We start from the raw sequence: 16288 nt of genomic DNA, 5'->3' as shown, positions 1-16288 counted from the left end.
CCTCACTTACGGTTAAGCAGATTGGCCACCCCGGTGACCAGTAAAATAACAGTGAAATAGGAGATCACTAACGCACTGGTAAAATGACCACTGCCGTTGCGCATGTTGTAGAGATACACCTGCAGAGTTTCATAGCTGTTGCCTGTCAGCATGTTAGCGAATACAAACTCACCTATCAGAAAGGAGAAGGACAGGAGCACCGCGACCATCACGCCTTTACGCAGATTGGGTAACACAACAAACAGCGCGGCACGGAAAGTCCCTGCACCTAACAGATGTGCCGCATCCATCAGTTCTTTAAGGTTGACTGACTGCATATTGTTAGCGATAGCGCGATACATAAAAGGCAACGCGATAGTGAAATAACAGCCAATCAGGATCCAGGGGGTACCGGTCAGCATTAGTGGCTCTGAGGAATAGAGTTGCAACAAGCCGACCGAAGAAACCACCGGGGGCACAGCAAAGGGCATCAGTATCAACACACCCATGATGCTATCCAGCCTGGGGTAATAGTAAGCAATAACAAACATCGCTGGCAGTACCAGCAGTAACGAGAAAACTAATGCCCCGAGACAGATGACTAATGAGTGACCCAGCGCGGCCAGAAAACGCGGGTCCTGCCAAAGCTCAATAAACCATGACAGCGTCACCCCCTGCGGCATAATAGTGTCACTCCATTCCCGGGACAGGGCATAGAGCAATGTCGCCAGTAACGGAAGTGCGAGGATGACCAGTAATACGCCACAAACGACCCGGTGATACAGTTTTTCAGCCTGAGACATAGTGACTCCCTTCAACTGCGTTTAACATTTAAGTAGCTGCGACGCACCAGGTACTGCTGTACGACGGTGATCACTGTCAGCAGCACAACCAGCAACATCGCTAACGCGCTCCCCATATAGGGGTCGAGTGAAATATCTCCGGAGACCAGAGCTGCGATCCGTACGGGGACGACGTTAAAATTACCGCTGGTCAATGCATAGATGGTGGCATACGCTCCGAGAGCATTTGCCAGAAGGATCACAAATGTACCCAGTAATGCCGGTGAGAGAATGGGCAGTGCAACGTGACGCCAGTAGCTAAGACGTCCGGCACCGAGCAACGCTGCAGATTCCCGCCACTCCTTTTTCAGGCCATCAAAAGCAGGCAGCAGTAACATCACCCCGAGCGGGATCTGAAACCAGGTATAGACCACTATCATGCCGTCGCGGGAAAACAGCCGGAAGTCTCCGCCCATACCATAGCGGCGCATGATGAGTGTCAGGCACCCGTTCAGCCCCAACAGAATAATAAAGGCAAAGGCCAGCGGCACACCGGCAAAGTTACTGGTCATATTAGTGAAAGCCAGCAGGAACCGATGCAGTTTGCTTTCTGCCAGCTGACTAAGGGAGTACCCTGCCACCAGCGAGATCAACACGCCATACAGACTCGACCAGAACGAAATATCCAGCGAAAAACGGATCGCCTGCAGATAGAACGGTGAGGTCAGAATGTCATGGTAATTATCCAGCCCCCAGCGGCTGTTAACATCGCTCCAGAAACTGTTTCCGGCAACCCAGGCCAGCGGAGCGACCTGGAAAGCCAGATAAAAGACAGCAAAAGGGAGCAGCCATAGCAGGGCTACACGTTTTCCTTTCATTCCTCCTCCCTGAAGGCTCGAGCTAACAAACCCCGGCAAACGGGTTTATCGTGAGGAACACCCAGAATTTCACATACCGTGCCGCAAAGCTCGGTCTGTCGTGGGCTGAGAACCTTCTGTAGTGAGAATGCCTGACCAAACACAAATAGCGGGACCCCGGTTTCTTCAGGGAGTGTTCCTCCGTGCGAATGGTCCTCATTCATACCGTGGTCAGAGGTCACAATCACCTGATAGCCCTGTGCCAGCCATTGCGGCATCCAGTGCGACAGATAACCATCAGCTCTGCGGGCCCGGTTACGGTATTGGGTGGAATCAAGCCCGAACTTATGCCCGGCATCATCCACATTCATCGGATGGATCAGTAAAAAATCCGGGTCGTGCTGCAATCTCAAACTTTCAGCATCCTCGAACAGGTGAGAGTCCGGATAACTGTCATCGGAATAGAAATGCCCGTACTGAATGGGCAATTCAGGATCCAGGGTATGGCGGTCGCGGACCGCATTAAACGGCGTGCGGTTATAAAGCTCACTGACCCAGTGGTAAGCGGCCGCCGCCGTCACCTGCCCGGCCGCACGGGCATAATGGAAAATACTGCGCTGGTGACTCATACGGGAGACACCGTTATGAATGATCCCGCTGATGACCGGCGGAACGCCGGTCAGGATACATTCATAGAGCGGTCTCGACAGTGAAGGTAATTCACAGGTAATGGAATAATACTGGCCATTACCCTGAGCACATTCAGCGTGTAAATACCCCATGGCATGCCCGGCCACGCTGTCACTCAGCCCATCCAGTACCACCAGTATTGTTTTCATCACTTACCTCCGGGTCATCGGTTATTGCTGCATATTGATCATCACGTATTGCTGCCACAGAGACGGCAACATTTTCGATGACTTATCCCAGGCGGCCTGATCCCTGACAGGACGGGCATTTTTATATTCTGAGGCAGGCAGCAGTTTGGCCTGAACATCGGCAGGTAATTTAAGATATTGCGCACGGATAGGGCGGGCGTAGCCGCGTGCCAGGTTAATTTGTCCGGCATCGGAGAAAATAAATTCCCGCGCCAGTTTGGCGGCATTCGGATGTTTTGCGTATTTGTTGATGATAGTGGTATAGCCGGAAGTGACCGATCCGTCTGACGGGATGATCACTTCATAACGGTTTTTATCGATCTGATCACGGTAGTTAAGTCCGTTGAAATCCCAGACGACAGCCACCTGGATCTCACCTTTTTCGATATTCGCGATCACCGGATCGGTTAAGCCAAGACGCCCTTGTTTGGCTAAATCACCAAAGAAGGTCAGCGCCGGTTTCAGGTTCTTTTCATCACCGCCCAGGGCATAGTTAGCGGCCAGCACACCATTCGCCGCCTGTGCCGCTACCCCGACATCCCCGATGGTGACAACATATTTGCCTTTTTTCAGGTCAGCCCAGCTGTGAGGGACATCTTTTACCTGCTGTTTATCCACCAGGAAGGCGATGGTACCGGTATAAGCCAGCATCCAGTGGCCCCCTTGATCCTTCGCCCAGTCAGGGATCTGATCCCAGTGATCCGGCTTGTAAGCCATCGCCAGACCTCTTTCGACTGCGATCGGACCAAATGCTGCCCCGACATCGCCGATATCTGCGGTGGCATTCTGTTTTTCGGCGGCAAATTTCGCCAGCTCCTGTGCCGATGACATATCCGTGTCGCTGTGCTTAATACCATACGTCCGGCTGATGTCATTCCAGGTATCTTTCCAGTCTGCCCAGCTATCAGGCATACCGACACTGTTGACCTGACCTTCGCTACGGGCGGCTTTCTCAAGCGCAGCAAAGTTATTGTCCGCAGCATGCGCCGCGGGAAGAGCAAGAAAAATAGCGGCTGATAACAGAGTTACAATACTGGCTTTCATATCGGGCTCCTGCGGATAAGTGATAAGCTCACTGGTCTAGTCCAGCAAAATCCAAGCCAATATAGTGACAGCGTATGAAAATTTTATGACAGCGTTGTGATAGCTGTGTTTTTACAATACTCTGCAAGCTGCAGCGGTGGCCGCTGACAGAACTGACATCTGACTTTCTTCTGGAAATGAACTCCGTAAGTGCAGGTATGCACCAACACAGGGCTGACACGTGATCTCCGGAAACACTAAAACGGTAGATATGATTGCGGACTCTTTATTTAAGAGACTGAAGAATAATGAGTTTATCAACAGACGCCTGCCTTCAGAAAGGCAACTCAGAGAAGAATACTCCACCACCCGAATTACTCTGCGTGAAGCATTAGCCTTACTTGAATCGCGCGGCGAGATCTATCGTGAACTCCGACGCGGATGGTTTATCGCCCCTCCCAGACTGGTCTATAACCCTCTGTTACGCAGCCATTTTCATGAAATGGCGGCCCGTCAGGGCAGACAGGCAAATACCGAAGTGCTCAGTGCCGACAAGATCTCCGCAACCCCGCTACTGGCACAGCAATTACAAGTCGGGACCGGCGATACCCTGTTTTGTATCCGGCGGAGAAGACGTATTGATGGACGGGCAGTCCTCTATGTAGAGCATTATCTGAATCCGGCTTTTTTCCCGAATCTGCTGCAGGAAGACCTGACCCTTTCCCTGACCCATTTGTATGAGAAACTCTATAACATTCGTTATGGCGGGGTGCGCTTTACCGTTCTGCCTGGCCCTCTGCCGGTATTTGCCGCCCCGGCACTGAATGTCGCCTCGGGCAGCCCGGGAATTTGTATCACACGGATTAATCAGAACCAGCATCAGCAGGTAATCGATTGTGATCATGAATACTGGCGATATGATGCCCTGTGCATCAATGTTGAAACCTGACCACGACTTTCCGCCGGGATCCCGTCACGGCTCACCTGCTTTACGGTGACGATACAAACGTCGGGGGTGGCCTATTTTGCCGTAAACCAGTTCCACGCCCAGTAACTTTGCTCTGACACAGTATTCCAGATAGCGCCTGGCCGTTGTTTTACTCAGGCCGGAGCCTGTCATCACCTCATCCACACTCAGACAGGATTGGTCATCCGTAAAAAGCTTTCGTACCCGGGCCAGGGTATTTTCCTCAATCCCTTTATCCGTTTCCCGCTGTCGAAAATTTTTAGCCTGTAGCTGGTAGAGGGAATCTACATTTTTCTGGTCTACAATTTTCCACTCCCGTTGCTGTCGGCTGAAACGGATAAAGTTTTCCAGCGACTGGCTTAATCGCTTCAACGATACCGGTTTAAGAATATAGTCAAAGGCCCCCACACGGATGGCCTGGCTGCAGGTATTCATATCACTGGCGGCGGTAATAAAAATAACGGCACACTGAGCGCGACTGAACATGGCTGAGCTGATTAATGTGATCCCCTGTCCGTCCGGTAAATAGTTATCCAGCAATACCAGTTGCGGACTGCGTTGTTCAATCATCTCTTTGGCCTGCCGGAGGGTGGAAGCAATCCCGATGACCCGCAGACACGGAAAATTATTCACAAGCCCGGCATGTAACTGTGCCAGGGCACTTTCATCTTCAACAATCAGTACATCAATGTGATCATCAGGCATAAGCGTTATCTTTCGTTAGTGCTGATCCTGACATTCAGGGATCAGTCAGATCCGACGGGCGTTCAGGAATAAATACAGAAAAAAGGGTCCCTCCCCCGGGGTTTTCAGTCACTTCAATCACTCCCCCTGCCTGCGTGACAAAGCTGTGAACCAGATACAGTCCGATACCGTGGCCTTCACTATCCTTTGAGGTTATTCCGCGCTCAAACAGATGATCTTTCAGCTCTGGCGGGATCCCGACACCGTTATCAGCGACTTCAATGATCAGCTCCCCATTCCCCCCGGCAATCAACACCTCGATCCTTCGGTGTAAAGGATCAACCTGTTGCGTCGCTTCAATCGCATTATCCAGCAAATTACCGATCACAGAGATCAGTTCCGATTCCGGTAGCCCGTGAAAAGGCTGTAACAGCTCACTGGTCGGGTCAAAAATCAGTTCGACCCCTTTCTCCCTGGCACGTGAGACTTTCCCCAGCAGCAAGCCGCATAACATTGGCGAAGCAAAATGCGCTGAGATAAAATCCAGAACACTTTGTGCATGTTCAGACTGTAACTGAATAAAGTTGATGGCTTCCTGATATCGGCCGGATTGTAATAATCCGGAGATCACGGTGGTCTGGTTTAACTGCTCATGATGCATTATCCGTAAATTTTCCAGATAACACTTCACCTGGCTTAAGCGAGCGGTCAGACTCTCTATTTCCTGTCGATCACGAAACGTAATCACCCATCCCTGTAATTTATCTTCCTGCCATATACGGACACGGCTGGCGATAACGGTCCGCTGATTAAAATGACAAATTTCATCATGGGTATCGTTTTCCAGCATGACCGGCAGATCAAAGAATGTCACCGGCTTTATCAGCTGATGGATCTTTTTTTCCGTAAGCGCTTTTTCTGTACCATTAATCCCGAGCAGGAGCTGAGCCGCTTTATTCACCACAATAACGCTTAACTGGTCATCGATAGCAATCACGCCTTCAAAAATGGATTCAAGCATCGCTTTTTGCTGCCGGACCAGCAGCCCTATCTCCCCGGGTTCCAGAGAAAACATCTGTTTTTTTATACTTCGTGTAAAAAACCAGGAATATATAAATAAACTTACCAGCAGAAGGGAAAGAATAATGAACGCATTAACTGCTTTGCTTAACGTAATATTATCAATATCGCTTTTCAGATATCCGACAGAAACAATCCCGACCACATTTCCCAGGTTATCAAATACCGGGGCTTTACTCCGTAAAGAGATCCCTAACCCGCCCCGACGGCAGGTGATCACCGTTTTACCCCGCAGGACTTCATCGTTATCCCCGCCCACCAGCGGAGTGCCGACTTTTTCCTGGCTCACCGAATGATATAAGTGATTTATTTTATTATCTCCGATAACAATAAAACTGGCGTCACTCAGCGGAACGATATTACTCATAACGTGTTTTATTTTCTGAAGATCTCTTTGGATTACCGCAGAACGTAATTCCGGCATAGCAGAGATCAAATCCGCCTGCACCCGTGTCCGTACGCCCATTTCCTGAGAAACCCGTCGCCCTGCCTCGAGATAGTAATAGAGTGCAAAAACCGAAAATAATAATAAAAACATCACCATCAGTGAGATAAATAACTTTATCTGAAAAGAGAGTTTCATATCCCGTCCGCCAGAGTATGCTGACACTATTGGTAATATAACATTATTCATTTCATCCTATTTTATTTTCAAAAGAACTTGTGATCCTTTGCACAGCTTATTTGTCTGCGAAGGATTCATTTCAGTTGCGCTTCTTCAATCCGAAAAACATAAATTCAAAAAAAGAAAACAAAAATAAAACATATTACTAAATTAAAATTAATATCCCTGAGCTGACTTCTGCTGTTTAAATCCATTAACGCCTTAAAATCCATAAAAACCATAATCGCCATAAAATCTCCTCAATAATTAAATGCCTTATCACAACATCAATAGCCCGGCACCTGCACACTTTAGCGTAACAATAAGGAGAGCAATGATGATAAAACATATCTCAGTACCCACGACGGAAAAAAAATCGCTAAAAGAAAAGTGGTGGCATATCCTGGATACCTGGAAAATAGGAATTATTCCGCTGCCTTTATTTATACTCTGCGGTGTTCTTATCACTATTGATTGTCTGGCAGGTCAGCTTGCCAGTGATATTGTCGTCATGGTCGCAACCCTTGCCTTTTTCGGTTTCGCCTGTGGTGAATTTGGTAAGCGGCTGCCGATTGTCGGTAAAATTGGTGCCGCGGCTATCTGTGCGACCTTTATTCCCTCGGCACTGGTTTATTATGGTTTACTACCGGACGTCGTCATTCAGTCCACGAAGACGTTCTATAAATCCACTAACATTCTTTATCTTTATATCTGCTGCATTATTGTCGGCAGTATTATGAGTATGAACCGGACCACGTTAATTCAGGGGTTCCTGCGTATCTTTTTCCCGATGCTGTGCGGTGAAATCGTGGGGATGCTGGTCGGTATGGGGGTCGGGATCGCACTCGGGCTGGAACCTTTCCAGATTTTCTTCTTTATCATCTTACCCATTATGGCCGGCGGTGTCGGTGAGGGGGCCATCCCTCTGTCGATTGGCTATGCCACGTTACTTCACATGGAACAGGGCGTGGCACTCGGCCGGGTGCTGCCAATGGTCATGCTCGGTAGTCTGACCGCCATCGTGATTTCCGGCTGCTTAAATCAGCTCGGTAAACGTTACCCGCACTTAACCGGAGAAGGTCAGCTTATGCCGGCATCTTCAGCTAACGCCGGTCTTTCCGGTAAACCTGAAGAGCCCCCTCAGCCGGTCAGTGCTGCACCGGATGTCACCACCTTTGCCTCCGGAGTGCTGCTGGCCGTTCTGCTCTATATGGTCGGTATGCTGGGCCATAAATACATCGGCTTACCCGCTCCGGTCGGCATGCTCTTCGTCGCGGTGTTTATCAAACTCGTCAACGGCGTATCTCCCCGTCTGCTGGCGGGCTCTCAGGTGGTGTACAAATTCTTTCAGACCGCCGTCACCTACCCGATTCTGTTTGCTGTCGGCGTCGCTATCACACCGTGGCAGGAACTGGTGAATGCCTTCACGCTGAGTAATCTGCTGATCATTATCAGCACCGTCTTCTCACTGGTCGTCACCGGCTTCTTCGTGGGTAAAAAACTGGGCATGCACCCCATTGATGTCGCCATCATTTCCTGCTGTCAGAGCGGGCAAGGCGGCACCGGGGATGTCGCCATTCTTACCGCAGGCAACCGGATGGTGTTAATGCCATTCGCACAGATTGCGACCCGTATCGGGGGGGCCATTAACGTTTCAGTGTCGTTACTTATTCTGGGTAACTTCCTTATTTAACCGTATTTTGCAGGACGTAAAATGAAAATTGCCAGTTATCTGCACCAGGGAACCCGCAGTTACGGGATAGTGACACCTGAGGGGATTATCGATTTAGGCAGTCGCCTGAGCCTCCGGTTTCCTGACCTGAAATCATTACTGGAGGCGGGGCAACTCGCTTCCGTACAGCAGTATCTCGGAGAGGAGGCAGACTTTACCGGGCAGGAAGTTCATTACTTACCGGTCATTGAGCATCCGAATAAAATACTGTGTGTCGGGATGAATTACGCTGAAAAACGTCAGGAATTTGAGCAAACGGATCCTGCACCGACCTTATTTATTCGTTTTCCGGATTCACAGACCGGCCATAACACACCGCTGCTTAAACCTTATTATTCCAATGAATTTGACTATGAAGGTGAGCTGGCGGTCATTATCGGTATCGGGGGCAGCCATATTCCCCGCAGCCAGGCGCTTAACCATATTGCCGGTTACAGCTGTTATATGGATGGCTCAGCACGAGACTGGCAGCACAGCTGGTTTACCGCAGGGAAAAACTGGCGTAATACCGGCAGCTTCGGGCCCTGCCTGACCACCAGCGATGAAATCGACGATCCCCATAACCTGATGATCAGAACCTGGCTGAACGGCAACGTCGTTCAGCAGGATAATACCTGCCATATGATCCATAAAATTCCCGGGCTGATTGAATATATCAGCACGTTCACCCGGCTCAGCCCCGGCGATGTCATCATTACCGGGTCCCCCGGCGGGGTCGGGAAAAAGCGCCATCCTCCTCTTTTTATGTACGCCGGGGATCGGGTCGAAGTGGAAATTGAACAGATCGGCCATCTGATCAACACCGTCGCCGATGATCCCGTGGTGACGACATTGCCTGCGAGAAAAAGGAGCGCCTGAATGCCATGGACAGACTGCCCGCATTTCAACTGCGTCTCACCCGCGTCGCCGGACACGCTCAGCGCGTTGAACGCATTAACACGTTTCTTCAGCAGTACAATATACAACCCGATGCCGATATCGAATTTTTTGCCGAAGCCTTTATCGGCCACCGGCTGGCGGGCTGTGCCGGTCTCGCCGGCAATATCATCAAATGTGTGGTGACTGACCTTCCCTGGCGCGGCATGAATCTGACCGCCCGGTTACTGTCTGAACTGGAAGGTTTCGCTCTGAGGAACCGGATCTCCACACTGTTCCTCTGTACCCGTCCGGAGAATATCGGGCAGTTCCGCCAGTGTGGTTTCTGGCCCCTGGCACAGGAGGGGGATCGTGCAGTTCTGATGGAAAATAATCCCGTGGGTCTGCAGCATTACTGCCGGCAGTTAGCGCAATGGCGTCAACCCGGGGGGAAAATTGCAGCAATTGTGATGAATGCTAATCCATTCACCCTTGGCCATCAGTTCCTCGCAGAGCAGGCGGCACGTCAGTGTGACTGGTTACACCTGTTTTTAGTCGGTGAAGAAGGTTCGTTCTTTTCTTATGCCGACAGGCTTACTCTGGTCACCCGGGGGGTGGCACATCTGCCCAATGTCACGGTGCATGGCGGGTCTCCCTACATTATTTCACGAGCGACCTTCCCGGCCTATTTCCTGAAAGAAACTCCCGTCGTCGATCAGGCCTGGTGCGCTATCGATCTTCTCCTTTTTCGCGATCACATCGCACCGGCACTGGGGATCACCCACCGCTATATCGGCTCTGAGCCCTTTTGTCCGACCACCCGTCGTTATAACGAAACGATGCATACCCTGCTGGCCGGAAAGATAACGGTGAAAGAAATACCCCGAATTTCCAGCCCTGACGGAACGGCAGTTTCAGCCTCAGAAGTTCGCCGGTTACTGGCTGGCCGGCATTATGACCAGCTACGTAACAAGGTTCCGCGGACCACCTATTCGTATCTGGAGGCGCAGCATAGCGCGCAACTGGTATCACACTGAATAAAAAGGAAAAATATCATGAATATTCTCAGAGAGGCGTTAGCAGGCACTCTGGAATCCGGAGATGCAAAGATCAAAGTGATCCCTGCGGACGGCATAACAGAAATAGTGATCCGCAGTGAGGTCATGCAGCAGTTCGGACAGCAAATCCATGCGGTCGCCGTACAAACACTGGCAACTCTGGGCGTTAACAGCGGATTAGTCATTATCGAAGATAAAGGCGCTCTCGATTGCGTGCTTCGCGCACGGATACAGTGCGCCGTTTTACGTGCCGCAGAAGTCACTTCACTGGACCCGGAGAAGCTGGTATGAAAAAACTTCGTCGCAGTATGCTGTTTGTGCCCGGGACCAGTGCGGCCATGCTTTCCACTGCATTTATCTATCGGCCGGATTCCATTATGTTCGATCTGGAAGATGCTGTGTCGGTACATGAAAAAGATGCAGGACGACTGCTGGTATTTCACGCATTACAGCATCCGATGTACCGGGATATTGAAAAAGTTGTCCGTATCAATGCATTAACCACCCCTTTCGGACTAAAGGATCTTCATGCTGCCGTATACGCCGGTGCCGATGTGATCCGCCTTCCAAAAACAGACTCACCGGAAGATATTTACGTACTGGAAACGCATCTCGAAGCCATTGAAAAAGCCTGCGGACGCCAGACAGGCTCGACACGCCTGATGGCCGCGATAGAGTCCGCGACCGGAGTCATTAATGCCGTGGCCATCGCCCGCAGTTCACCACGCCTGATAGGGATAGCACTGGCCGCTTTCGATTATGTCATGGATATGCAGACCGAGCGGGGTGACGGTACCGAATTGTTTTATGCGCGTTGTGCAGTGCTCCACGCTGCCCGGGCCGCCGGTATTGATGCGTTTGATGTGGTCTGGTCCGATATCAATGATGAGCAAGGTTTCCTGAAAGAAACCGACCTGATCCGCCGGATGGGATTTAACGGGAAATCACTGATCAATCCCCGTCAGATAGCGCTGTTGCACCATGCCTTTTCCCCGACTCCGCAGGAAGTAGAACATGCAAAACAGGTGATTGAAGCGGCCAGTGAAGGGGAAAAACAAGGTCTGGGCGTGGTCTCACTGAACGGAAAAATGATCGATGCCCCCATTATCAACCATGCGCAGACCGTCCTTGAACGTGCTGCTGCCTCCGGTTTATATCACTAAGGATGAGAGAATGAACGCTATCGATAGCCTGTCCGGCACTACCCCTTCTGTACCTTTCGGCGGTGCGAATGACGCCACTCCCTGGCTTGCTGACCCGCGGGAAAAACGCACCCGTAAACTCTGTCACTCACTGGAGGAGGCAATACGCCGTAGCGGGTTAAAAGACGGGATGACCATCTCTTTTCATCACGCCTTCCGCGAAGGGGATAAGGTCATTAATGATGTGGTGGCCGTGCTGGCCTCTCTGGGCTTTAAGGATCTGACGTTAGCATCCAGTTCGTTAATGAGCTGCAACTCTCCCCTGATTGAACCGATCCGTCAGGGGGTCATCACCTCCATTTATACGTCCGGAATGCGAGGTAAGCTGGCAGAAGCCATCTCCAACGGATTGATGGAAAACCCCGTTCATATCCATTCACACGGCGGACGGGTGAAACTACTGCAGGACGGTGAAATCACGATCGATGTTGCCTTCCTGGCCGTCCCCGGTTGCGATGAGTTCGGCAATGCCCGTGGCACAGGCAGCCATTCGGCCTGTGGCTCACTCGGCTATGCAATGACTGATGCCCGTTATGCCCGCACAGTGATACTGCTGACCGAAGATCTGCTGCCCTACCCGAATTTACCGGCCAGTATTTTGCAGGATCAGGTGGATTATGTTGTTCGTACAGCATGCGTGGGCGATCCTGCAAAGATCGGTGTTGGCGCAGCGAGGATGACGGGCAACCCCCGTGAGTTACTGATTGCCCGCCGTGCCGCTGATGTTATTGAACATTCAGGCTATTTCACACCAGGTTTTTCTATGCAGACCGGCTCCGGAGCCGCAGCAACCGCCTGTACCCGGTTCCTGGGCGACAAAATGGCCGCGCAGGGGATCCACGCCCGTTTTGCTCTCGGCGGGATCACCGGGAGCCTGGTGGATCTTCATGAAAAAGGATTGATCGAAACGCTGCTCGATACACAGTGCTTTGACAGTCAGGCCGCCGGATCGCTGGCCCGTAATCCTCAGCACATTGAAATCTCCACTAATGTCTACGCAAACCCTGCCAGTAAAGGTGCCAGCTGTGACCAACTGGATGTGGTGATCCTCAGTGCACTGGAGATCGATCTCGATTTTAACGTCAATGTGATCACCGGGTCAGATGGTGTGATGCGGGGCGCATCCGGAGGGCATTGTGACGTCGCTGCAGCCGCGAATCTGACCATTGTGGTCGCCCCTTTAATCCGCACCCGTATTCCGACAGTGGTCAAACGCGTCACTACGCGGGTCACCCCCGGAGAAAGCATCGATATTCTGGTCACTGACCATGGGATTGCCGTCAACCCTTCCCGCCCGGAGCTCCGCCAGCGTCTTATTGATGCGGGGATGGCCATCCTGTCCATTGATGATCTCTGGCAGCGCGCATTACTGATTTGTGGTGAGCCACAGCCGATAAAATTTACCGATAAAGTCGTCGGTATCATCCACTACCGTGACGGCAGTGTCATTGATGTGGTCCGCCAGATACTGAAGGAGGAATAATTATGGTGATTCGGGGGCATACCCGGACTTCTGTCAGCCTGGAGGCGTTGTTACTGGCTAAAGAAGAACGCGCGAAACGTCAGGCGGAATGGTCAGGCCGTTATTCCCGGCCGCTCATTTCTCTGACTCTGGTCACGCCGGGCCCGGTGAAAACCAGTGCCCGCTATGAAAATATCATGGGGGTTGCGCTCCGGGTGTGTGACCAGCGGCTGAGGAATAATGGCTGGCCAGTCATCGCCAGGGAAGTAAACTGGCTGCCGACAGGGCCGGAAGCCTTATGGTGTGTCGATCACCCGGCCCCGGAGGTAAAAGCACATCTGATTGACACTGAACAAACCCATCCGCTGGGCAGGCTCTGGGACTTTGATGTTATCTGTCCGGTCGCCGGCCCCGTCGGCAGGCAATCACTGAACCGGCATAGCCGCAGATGCCTGGTATGCAATGAACCAGCAGCCTGTTGTTCCCGTTCACAATGCCATTCTCAGACAGAGGTCCTGGCAAGCGTAGAGAAGATCATCAATGACTGGTTTACCCGTAATTAGTGCTCCGGTCACCACGCTGCCGGAAAAAGTGATCGCCGCACTACAACGTGAGCTGGACCTGACCCCCAAGCCGGGACTGGTTGACCGTAATAATAACGGTGCCCACCATGATATGGATCACGCTCTGTTTATGCAGAGTATCCGTGCAATCACCCCGTGGTTTACGGTATTTGAGCAACTGGGGTACAGACACGCTTTCCTGCCGGCGGAAAATCAGTTGTCTTTGCTACGGCCCGCAGGGCTGGCATGTGAAAAAGCGATGTTTTCTGCCACCGGGCAGGTGAATACTCATCAGGGAGGGATATTTTCTCTGGGACTGCTGTGCTGTGCTGCCGGTCGTTTAGCCGGGCGAAAAGAGCCCCTCAGCACCACGGCATTGTGCCTGGAAATCAGCGCTATCTGTCAGGGAATGGTGGCCCGTGAACTGGCCTCTGGTCAGGCACCGTCATCTGCGGGCGCCAGGCTCTATCAGCAGTATTCCCTGACCGGTGCCAGAGGAGAAGCAGAAAGCGGGTTTCTTACCGTCCGCCGGTATGTACTGCCTTACTGGCACCAGGAAAGCGGTGACCGGCAGCATCATAATGCTTTGTTAAGACTAATGGCCGTCAACGCAGACAGTAACCTGGTTTCCCGCGGCGGGATAGAGGGTCTGCAGTTCGTACGCCATTCTGCGCAGAGAGCACTGATGGCTCCCTGGGGAACGACTGAGCTGGAAGAAATGGATCGTCACTTTATTCTGCGAAGACTGAGCCCTGGCGGAAGTGCAGATTTACTGGCCGTCGCCATGGTACTGGCGGACTTTTTACCGTCTCCTCCGGAATCAGCATTCTATAAAATTCCATGCCAGACGGTGAGCTGCCGGTGAGGGAAACGGACCCGGGCAGACAGCATGATAAATGGCTGAGGCCGTAACCTGTTGCCGGACGTCACGGCGGGGCTACCCGGATCTCAGAATATCGGGAGACAATCCGGGTCGACGATAAATATTTTATCGGACCGGAAGTTTCATAAGGCTGAATCGTGTCTGACTGCGGTTTCCTGTGAAAGGAGGGGTTAATCCAGGGTCGGCGTCATATGTTTAAGATCATACGGTGTTATCTGGTAAACATAATAATTCAGCCAGTTTGAGAACAGCAGATGACCATGACTACGCCAGCTGGCTTGTGGTGTCAGGCGACAATTATTGCCCGGAAAGTAATTATAAGGCAGCGGCGAATCAATACCGGCACCGATATCCCGCAAATATTCGTCGGCCAATGTATGTGAATCATATTCCGGATGGCCGGTCACAAAGACCAGACGTTTATCCCGGCTCGCCATCAGATAGGCCCCGGTCTCTTCTGAGACAGCAAACAGGTCAAGATCCGTATGTTCACGGATAATATCCGTCGGAAAATCTGCATAGCGTGAATGCGGGGCCAGAAACTGATCATCAAACCCCCGGGTCAGTAATGCATGCGGCTGTACCAGACTATGCTGGTATACGCCCGATAACTTTTGCTCACGGGTAATTTTAGGTAACCCATAAAGAATATTCAGTGCCGCCTGAACAGCCCAGCAGACAAACAGCGTGGAAGTGACGTGATCTTTCGCCCAGTGTAATACCTGCTGTATCTGTGGCCAGTAAGCCACATCATCAAAGTCAACCAGACCCAGCGGCGCACCGGTGACAATCAGACCATCATAGTTTTCATCGCGAATATCGGCGAAATTACGGTAAAAAGTGTCCAGATGCTCTGTCGGCGTGTTTCTGGATTCACGGTTATCAATCCGCAATAACTGAATATCCAGTTGCAGTGGCGAGTTAGAAAGCAGGCGCAGAAACTGATTTTCAGTTTCTATCTTTTTTGGCATCAGGTTGAGGATCAGAATTTTTAGCGGCCGGATATTCTGCACCAGCGCACGGGATGAGGTCATCACAAAGACATTTTCATTACGCAAAAAATTTACTGCAGGGAGTTCATCCGGCACTCTGATTGGCATTACCTGACACCTTTTATTTAACCATATAAACGTTTAGACATCCAGACAGCCAAGGTTAACGTGGGACTGCAGAAAAGTCGAGAATGATTCGCCGATAATGAAAATGTTTCAGCTTAGTTTAGCAACTCTCCGCAAAAGACGGTGGGTTGCGCGGGAAAAAAGGCGTAAAAACAACCTGTGGCCGGTTTTATCGGCAGTTTGGGAGAGGATTAAACGCAAAAAGGCCACCCTTTCGGGTGGCCTTTTGACATTCAGGAGAGAAAATCCGGCGGTTTCGGCCATTTTCTACTTTATATCCCGAAAAATAAAAGGCCCTGTCATCAGACAGGGCCTTTTACTTGATTTGGTGCCTGGCAGTTCCCTACTCTCGCATGGGGAGACCCCACACTACCATCGGCGCTACAACGTTTCACTTCTGAGTTCGGCATGGGTTCAGGTGGGACCATCGCGCTCTTGCCGCCAGGCAAATTCTTTTACTTAATTGTATAACTGGTGCTGATACCCAGAGTCGAACTGGGGACCTCACCCTTACCAAGGGTGCGCTCTACCAACTGAGCCATATCAGCACTTTAAATTGGA

Annotated in this window: 16 protein-coding genes, 1 tRNA gene and 1 rRNA gene; 9 read left to right on the top strand and 9 right to left on the bottom strand. The window is 51.3% G+C overall.

Annotated features, from left to right (window positions below; genetic code table 11):
• Window positions 1–2: 2 nt before the first annotated feature.
• Genes GTPT_RS04295 through GTPT_RS04280 form a run of 4 tightly spaced genes read right to left on the bottom strand, consistent with a single transcriptional unit; the run spans window position 3 to window position 3540 of the window.
• Window positions 3–782, bottom strand: a complete 780-nt coding sequence (locus GTPT_RS04295) for an ABC transporter permease (protein ID WP_029989686.1) — start codon at window positions 780–782, stop codon at window positions 3–5.
• Between the two features lie 11 nt (window positions 783–793).
• Window positions 794–1639, bottom strand: a complete 846-nt coding sequence (locus tag GTPT_RS04290; protein ID WP_025900944.1) for an ABC transporter permease — start codon at window positions 1637–1639, stop codon at window positions 794–796.
• Window positions 1636–2457 carry an alkaline phosphatase family protein gene (locus tag GTPT_RS04285; protein WP_029989685.1) on the bottom strand — a complete coding sequence of 274 codons (822 nt, stop codon included), beginning with the start codon at window positions 2455–2457 and terminating at the stop codon, window positions 1636–1638. The genes GTPT_RS04290 and GTPT_RS04285 overlap by 4 nt, the downstream gene beginning before the upstream one ends.
• Window positions 2458–2478: 21 nt before the next feature.
• The gene (locus tag GTPT_RS04280; protein WP_029989683.1) at window positions 2479–3540 is read right to left on the bottom strand and encodes an ABC transporter substrate-binding protein; all 1062 of its coding nucleotides are present in this window, start codon (window positions 3538–3540) and stop codon (window positions 2479–2481) included.
• Window positions 3541–3790: 250 nt separating this feature from the next.
• On the opposite strand from GTPT_RS04280, the gene GTPT_RS04275 reads away from it, so the two are divergent.
• Window positions 3791–4468 (top strand): UTRA domain-containing protein, encoded by a 678-nt coding sequence (locus tag GTPT_RS04275; protein WP_029989681.1) that lies wholly within the window; start codon window positions 3791–3793, stop codon window positions 4466–4468.
• 24 nt (window positions 4469–4492) lie between these two features.
• Here GTPT_RS04275 and GTPT_RS04270 read toward each other — a convergent pair whose 3' ends face one another.
• Together GTPT_RS04270 and GTPT_RS04265 are read right to left on the bottom strand one after the other, a co-directional pair.
• Window positions 4493–5191 (bottom strand): response regulator, encoded by a 699-nt coding sequence (locus GTPT_RS04270; RefSeq protein ID WP_025900940.1) that lies wholly within the window; start codon window positions 5189–5191, stop codon window positions 4493–4495.
• Between the two features lie 34 nt (window positions 5192–5225).
• Window positions 5226–6833, bottom strand: a complete 1608-nt coding sequence (locus GTPT_RS04265; protein ID WP_025900939.1) for an ATP-binding protein — start codon at window positions 6831–6833, stop codon at window positions 5226–5228.
• Between the two features lie 355 nt (window positions 6834–7188).
• Between GTPT_RS04265 and GTPT_RS04260 the strand changes: the two genes are divergently transcribed.
• Genes GTPT_RS04260 through citG form a run of 8 tightly spaced genes read left to right on the top strand, consistent with a single transcriptional unit; the run spans window position 7189 to window position 14591 of the window.
• The gene (locus GTPT_RS04260; protein ID WP_051170701.1) at window positions 7189–8547 is read left to right on the top strand and encodes a 2-hydroxycarboxylate transporter family protein; all 1359 of its coding nucleotides are present in this window, start codon (window positions 7189–7191) and stop codon (window positions 8545–8547) included.
• 21 nt (window positions 8548–8568) lie between these two features.
• Window positions 8569–9444, top strand: a complete 876-nt coding sequence (locus GTPT_RS04255) for a fumarylacetoacetate hydrolase family protein (protein ID WP_025900937.1) — start codon at window positions 8569–8571, stop codon at window positions 9442–9444.
• Window positions 9445–9449: 5 nt separating this feature from the next.
• Window positions 9450–10478: a [citrate (pro-3S)-lyase] ligase gene (gene citC, locus GTPT_RS04250; RefSeq protein WP_025900936.1), complete on the top strand. Its 1029-nt coding sequence runs from the start codon at window positions 9450–9452 to the stop codon at window positions 10476–10478.
• Between the two features lie 18 nt (window positions 10479–10496).
• Entirely contained in the window at window positions 10497–10790 is a 294-nt protein-coding gene (gene citD, locus GTPT_RS04245; RefSeq protein ID WP_025900935.1) for a citrate lyase acyl carrier protein, read from the top strand.
• Complete coding sequence (gene citE, locus GTPT_RS04240) at window positions 10787–11662, top strand: citrate (pro-3S)-lyase subunit beta (RefSeq protein ID WP_025900934.1); 876 nt, start codon at window positions 10787–10789, stop codon at window positions 11660–11662. Before citD ends, citE begins: the two co-directional genes overlap by 4 nt.
• 10 nt (window positions 11663–11672) lie before the next feature.
• Window positions 11673–13184: a citrate lyase subunit alpha gene (gene citF / locus GTPT_RS04235; protein WP_029989675.1), complete on the top strand. Its 1512-nt coding sequence runs from the start codon at window positions 11673–11675 to the stop codon at window positions 13182–13184.
• Window positions 13185–13186: 2 nt separating this feature from the next.
• Complete coding sequence (citX, locus tag GTPT_RS04230) at window positions 13187–13726, top strand: citrate lyase holo-[acyl-carrier protein] synthase (RefSeq protein WP_025900932.1); 540 nt, start codon at window positions 13187–13189, stop codon at window positions 13724–13726.
• Window positions 13704–14591: a triphosphoribosyl-dephospho-CoA synthase CitG gene (gene citG, locus GTPT_RS04225; RefSeq protein WP_025900931.1), complete on the top strand. Its 888-nt coding sequence runs from the start codon at window positions 13704–13706 to the stop codon at window positions 14589–14591. Before citX ends, citG begins: the two co-directional genes overlap by 23 nt.
• A gap of 188 nt (window positions 14592–14779) precedes the next feature.
• Here citG and metA read toward each other — a convergent pair whose 3' ends face one another.
• From metA to GTPT_RS04210, 3 genes are all read right to left on the bottom strand, one after another.
• Complete coding sequence (gene metA / locus GTPT_RS04220) at window positions 14780–15709, bottom strand: homoserine O-acetyltransferase MetA (protein ID WP_025900930.1); 930 nt, start codon at window positions 15707–15709, stop codon at window positions 14780–14782.
• Between the two features lie 348 nt (window positions 15710–16057).
• A 5S ribosomal RNA gene (gene rrf, locus GTPT_RS04215) occupies window positions 16058–16173 on the bottom strand.
• 26 nt (window positions 16174–16199) lie between these two features.
• Window positions 16200–16275: transfer RNA gene (locus tag GTPT_RS04210), tRNA-Thr, on the bottom strand.
• Window positions 16276–16288: the final 13 nt, after the last annotated feature.

The organism is Tatumella ptyseos ATCC 33301, assembly GCF_000735525.1.
Classification (GTDB): Bacteria; Pseudomonadota; Gammaproteobacteria; order Enterobacterales; family Enterobacteriaceae; genus Tatumella; species Tatumella ptyseos.
Note: the sequence above shows the minus strand (reverse complement) of the source record. Positions and strands in the feature narration are given on the sequence as shown.

What these genes read in the sequence shown, in the direction of transcription:
- GTPT_RS04285 (WP_029989685.1), bottom strand. Translation starts at nt 2,457, where the DNA reads ATGAAAACAATACTGGTGGTACTGGATGGGCTGAGTGACAGCGTGGCC.
- GTPT_RS04280 (WP_029989683.1), bottom strand. Translation starts at nt 3,540, where the DNA reads ATGAAAGCCAGTATTGTAACTCTGTTATCAGCCGCTATTTTTCTTGCT.
- citC (WP_025900936.1), top strand. Translation starts at nt 9,450, where the DNA reads ATGGACAGACTGCCCGCATTTCAACTGCGTCTCACCCGCGTCGCCGGA.
- GTPT_RS04270 (WP_025900940.1), bottom strand. Translation starts at nt 5,191, where the DNA reads ATGCCTGATGATCACATTGATGTACTGATTGTTGAAGATGAAAGTGCC.
- citE (WP_025900934.1), top strand. Translation starts at nt 10,787, where the DNA reads ATGAAAAAACTTCGTCGCAGTATGCTGTTTGTGCCCGGGACCAGTGCG.
- citF (WP_029989675.1), top strand. Translation starts at nt 11,673, where the DNA reads ATGAACGCTATCGATAGCCTGTCCGGCACTACCCCTTCTGTACCTTTC.
- citX (WP_025900932.1), top strand. Translation starts at nt 13,187, where the DNA reads ATGGTGATTCGGGGGCATACCCGGACTTCTGTCAGCCTGGAGGCGTTG.
- GTPT_RS04260 (WP_051170701.1), top strand. Translation starts at nt 7,189, where the DNA reads ATGATGATAAAACATATCTCAGTACCCACGACGGAAAAAAAATCGCTA.
- GTPT_RS04255 (WP_025900937.1), top strand. Translation starts at nt 8,569, where the DNA reads ATGAAAATTGCCAGTTATCTGCACCAGGGAACCCGCAGTTACGGGATA.
- GTPT_RS04275 (WP_029989681.1), top strand. Translation starts at nt 3,791, where the DNA reads ATGATTGCGGACTCTTTATTTAAGAGACTGAAGAATAATGAGTTTATC.
- metA (WP_025900930.1), bottom strand. Translation starts at nt 15,709, where the DNA reads ATGCCAATCAGAGTGCCGGATGAACTCCCTGCAGTAAATTTTTTGCGT.
- citG (WP_025900931.1), top strand. Translation starts at nt 13,704, where the DNA reads ATGACTGGTTTACCCGTAATTAGTGCTCCGGTCACCACGCTGCCGGAA.
- GTPT_RS04295 (WP_029989686.1), bottom strand. Translation starts at nt 782, where the DNA reads ATGTCTCAGGCTGAAAAACTGTATCACCGGGTCGTTTGTGGCGTATTA.
- citD (WP_025900935.1), top strand. Translation starts at nt 10,497, where the DNA reads ATGAATATTCTCAGAGAGGCGTTAGCAGGCACTCTGGAATCCGGAGAT.
- GTPT_RS04290 (WP_025900944.1), bottom strand. Translation starts at nt 1,639, where the DNA reads ATGAAAGGAAAACGTGTAGCCCTGCTATGGCTGCTCCCTTTTGCTGTC.
- GTPT_RS04265 (WP_025900939.1), bottom strand. Translation starts at nt 6,833, where the DNA reads ATGAAACTCTCTTTTCAGATAAAGTTATTTATCTCACTGATGGTGATG.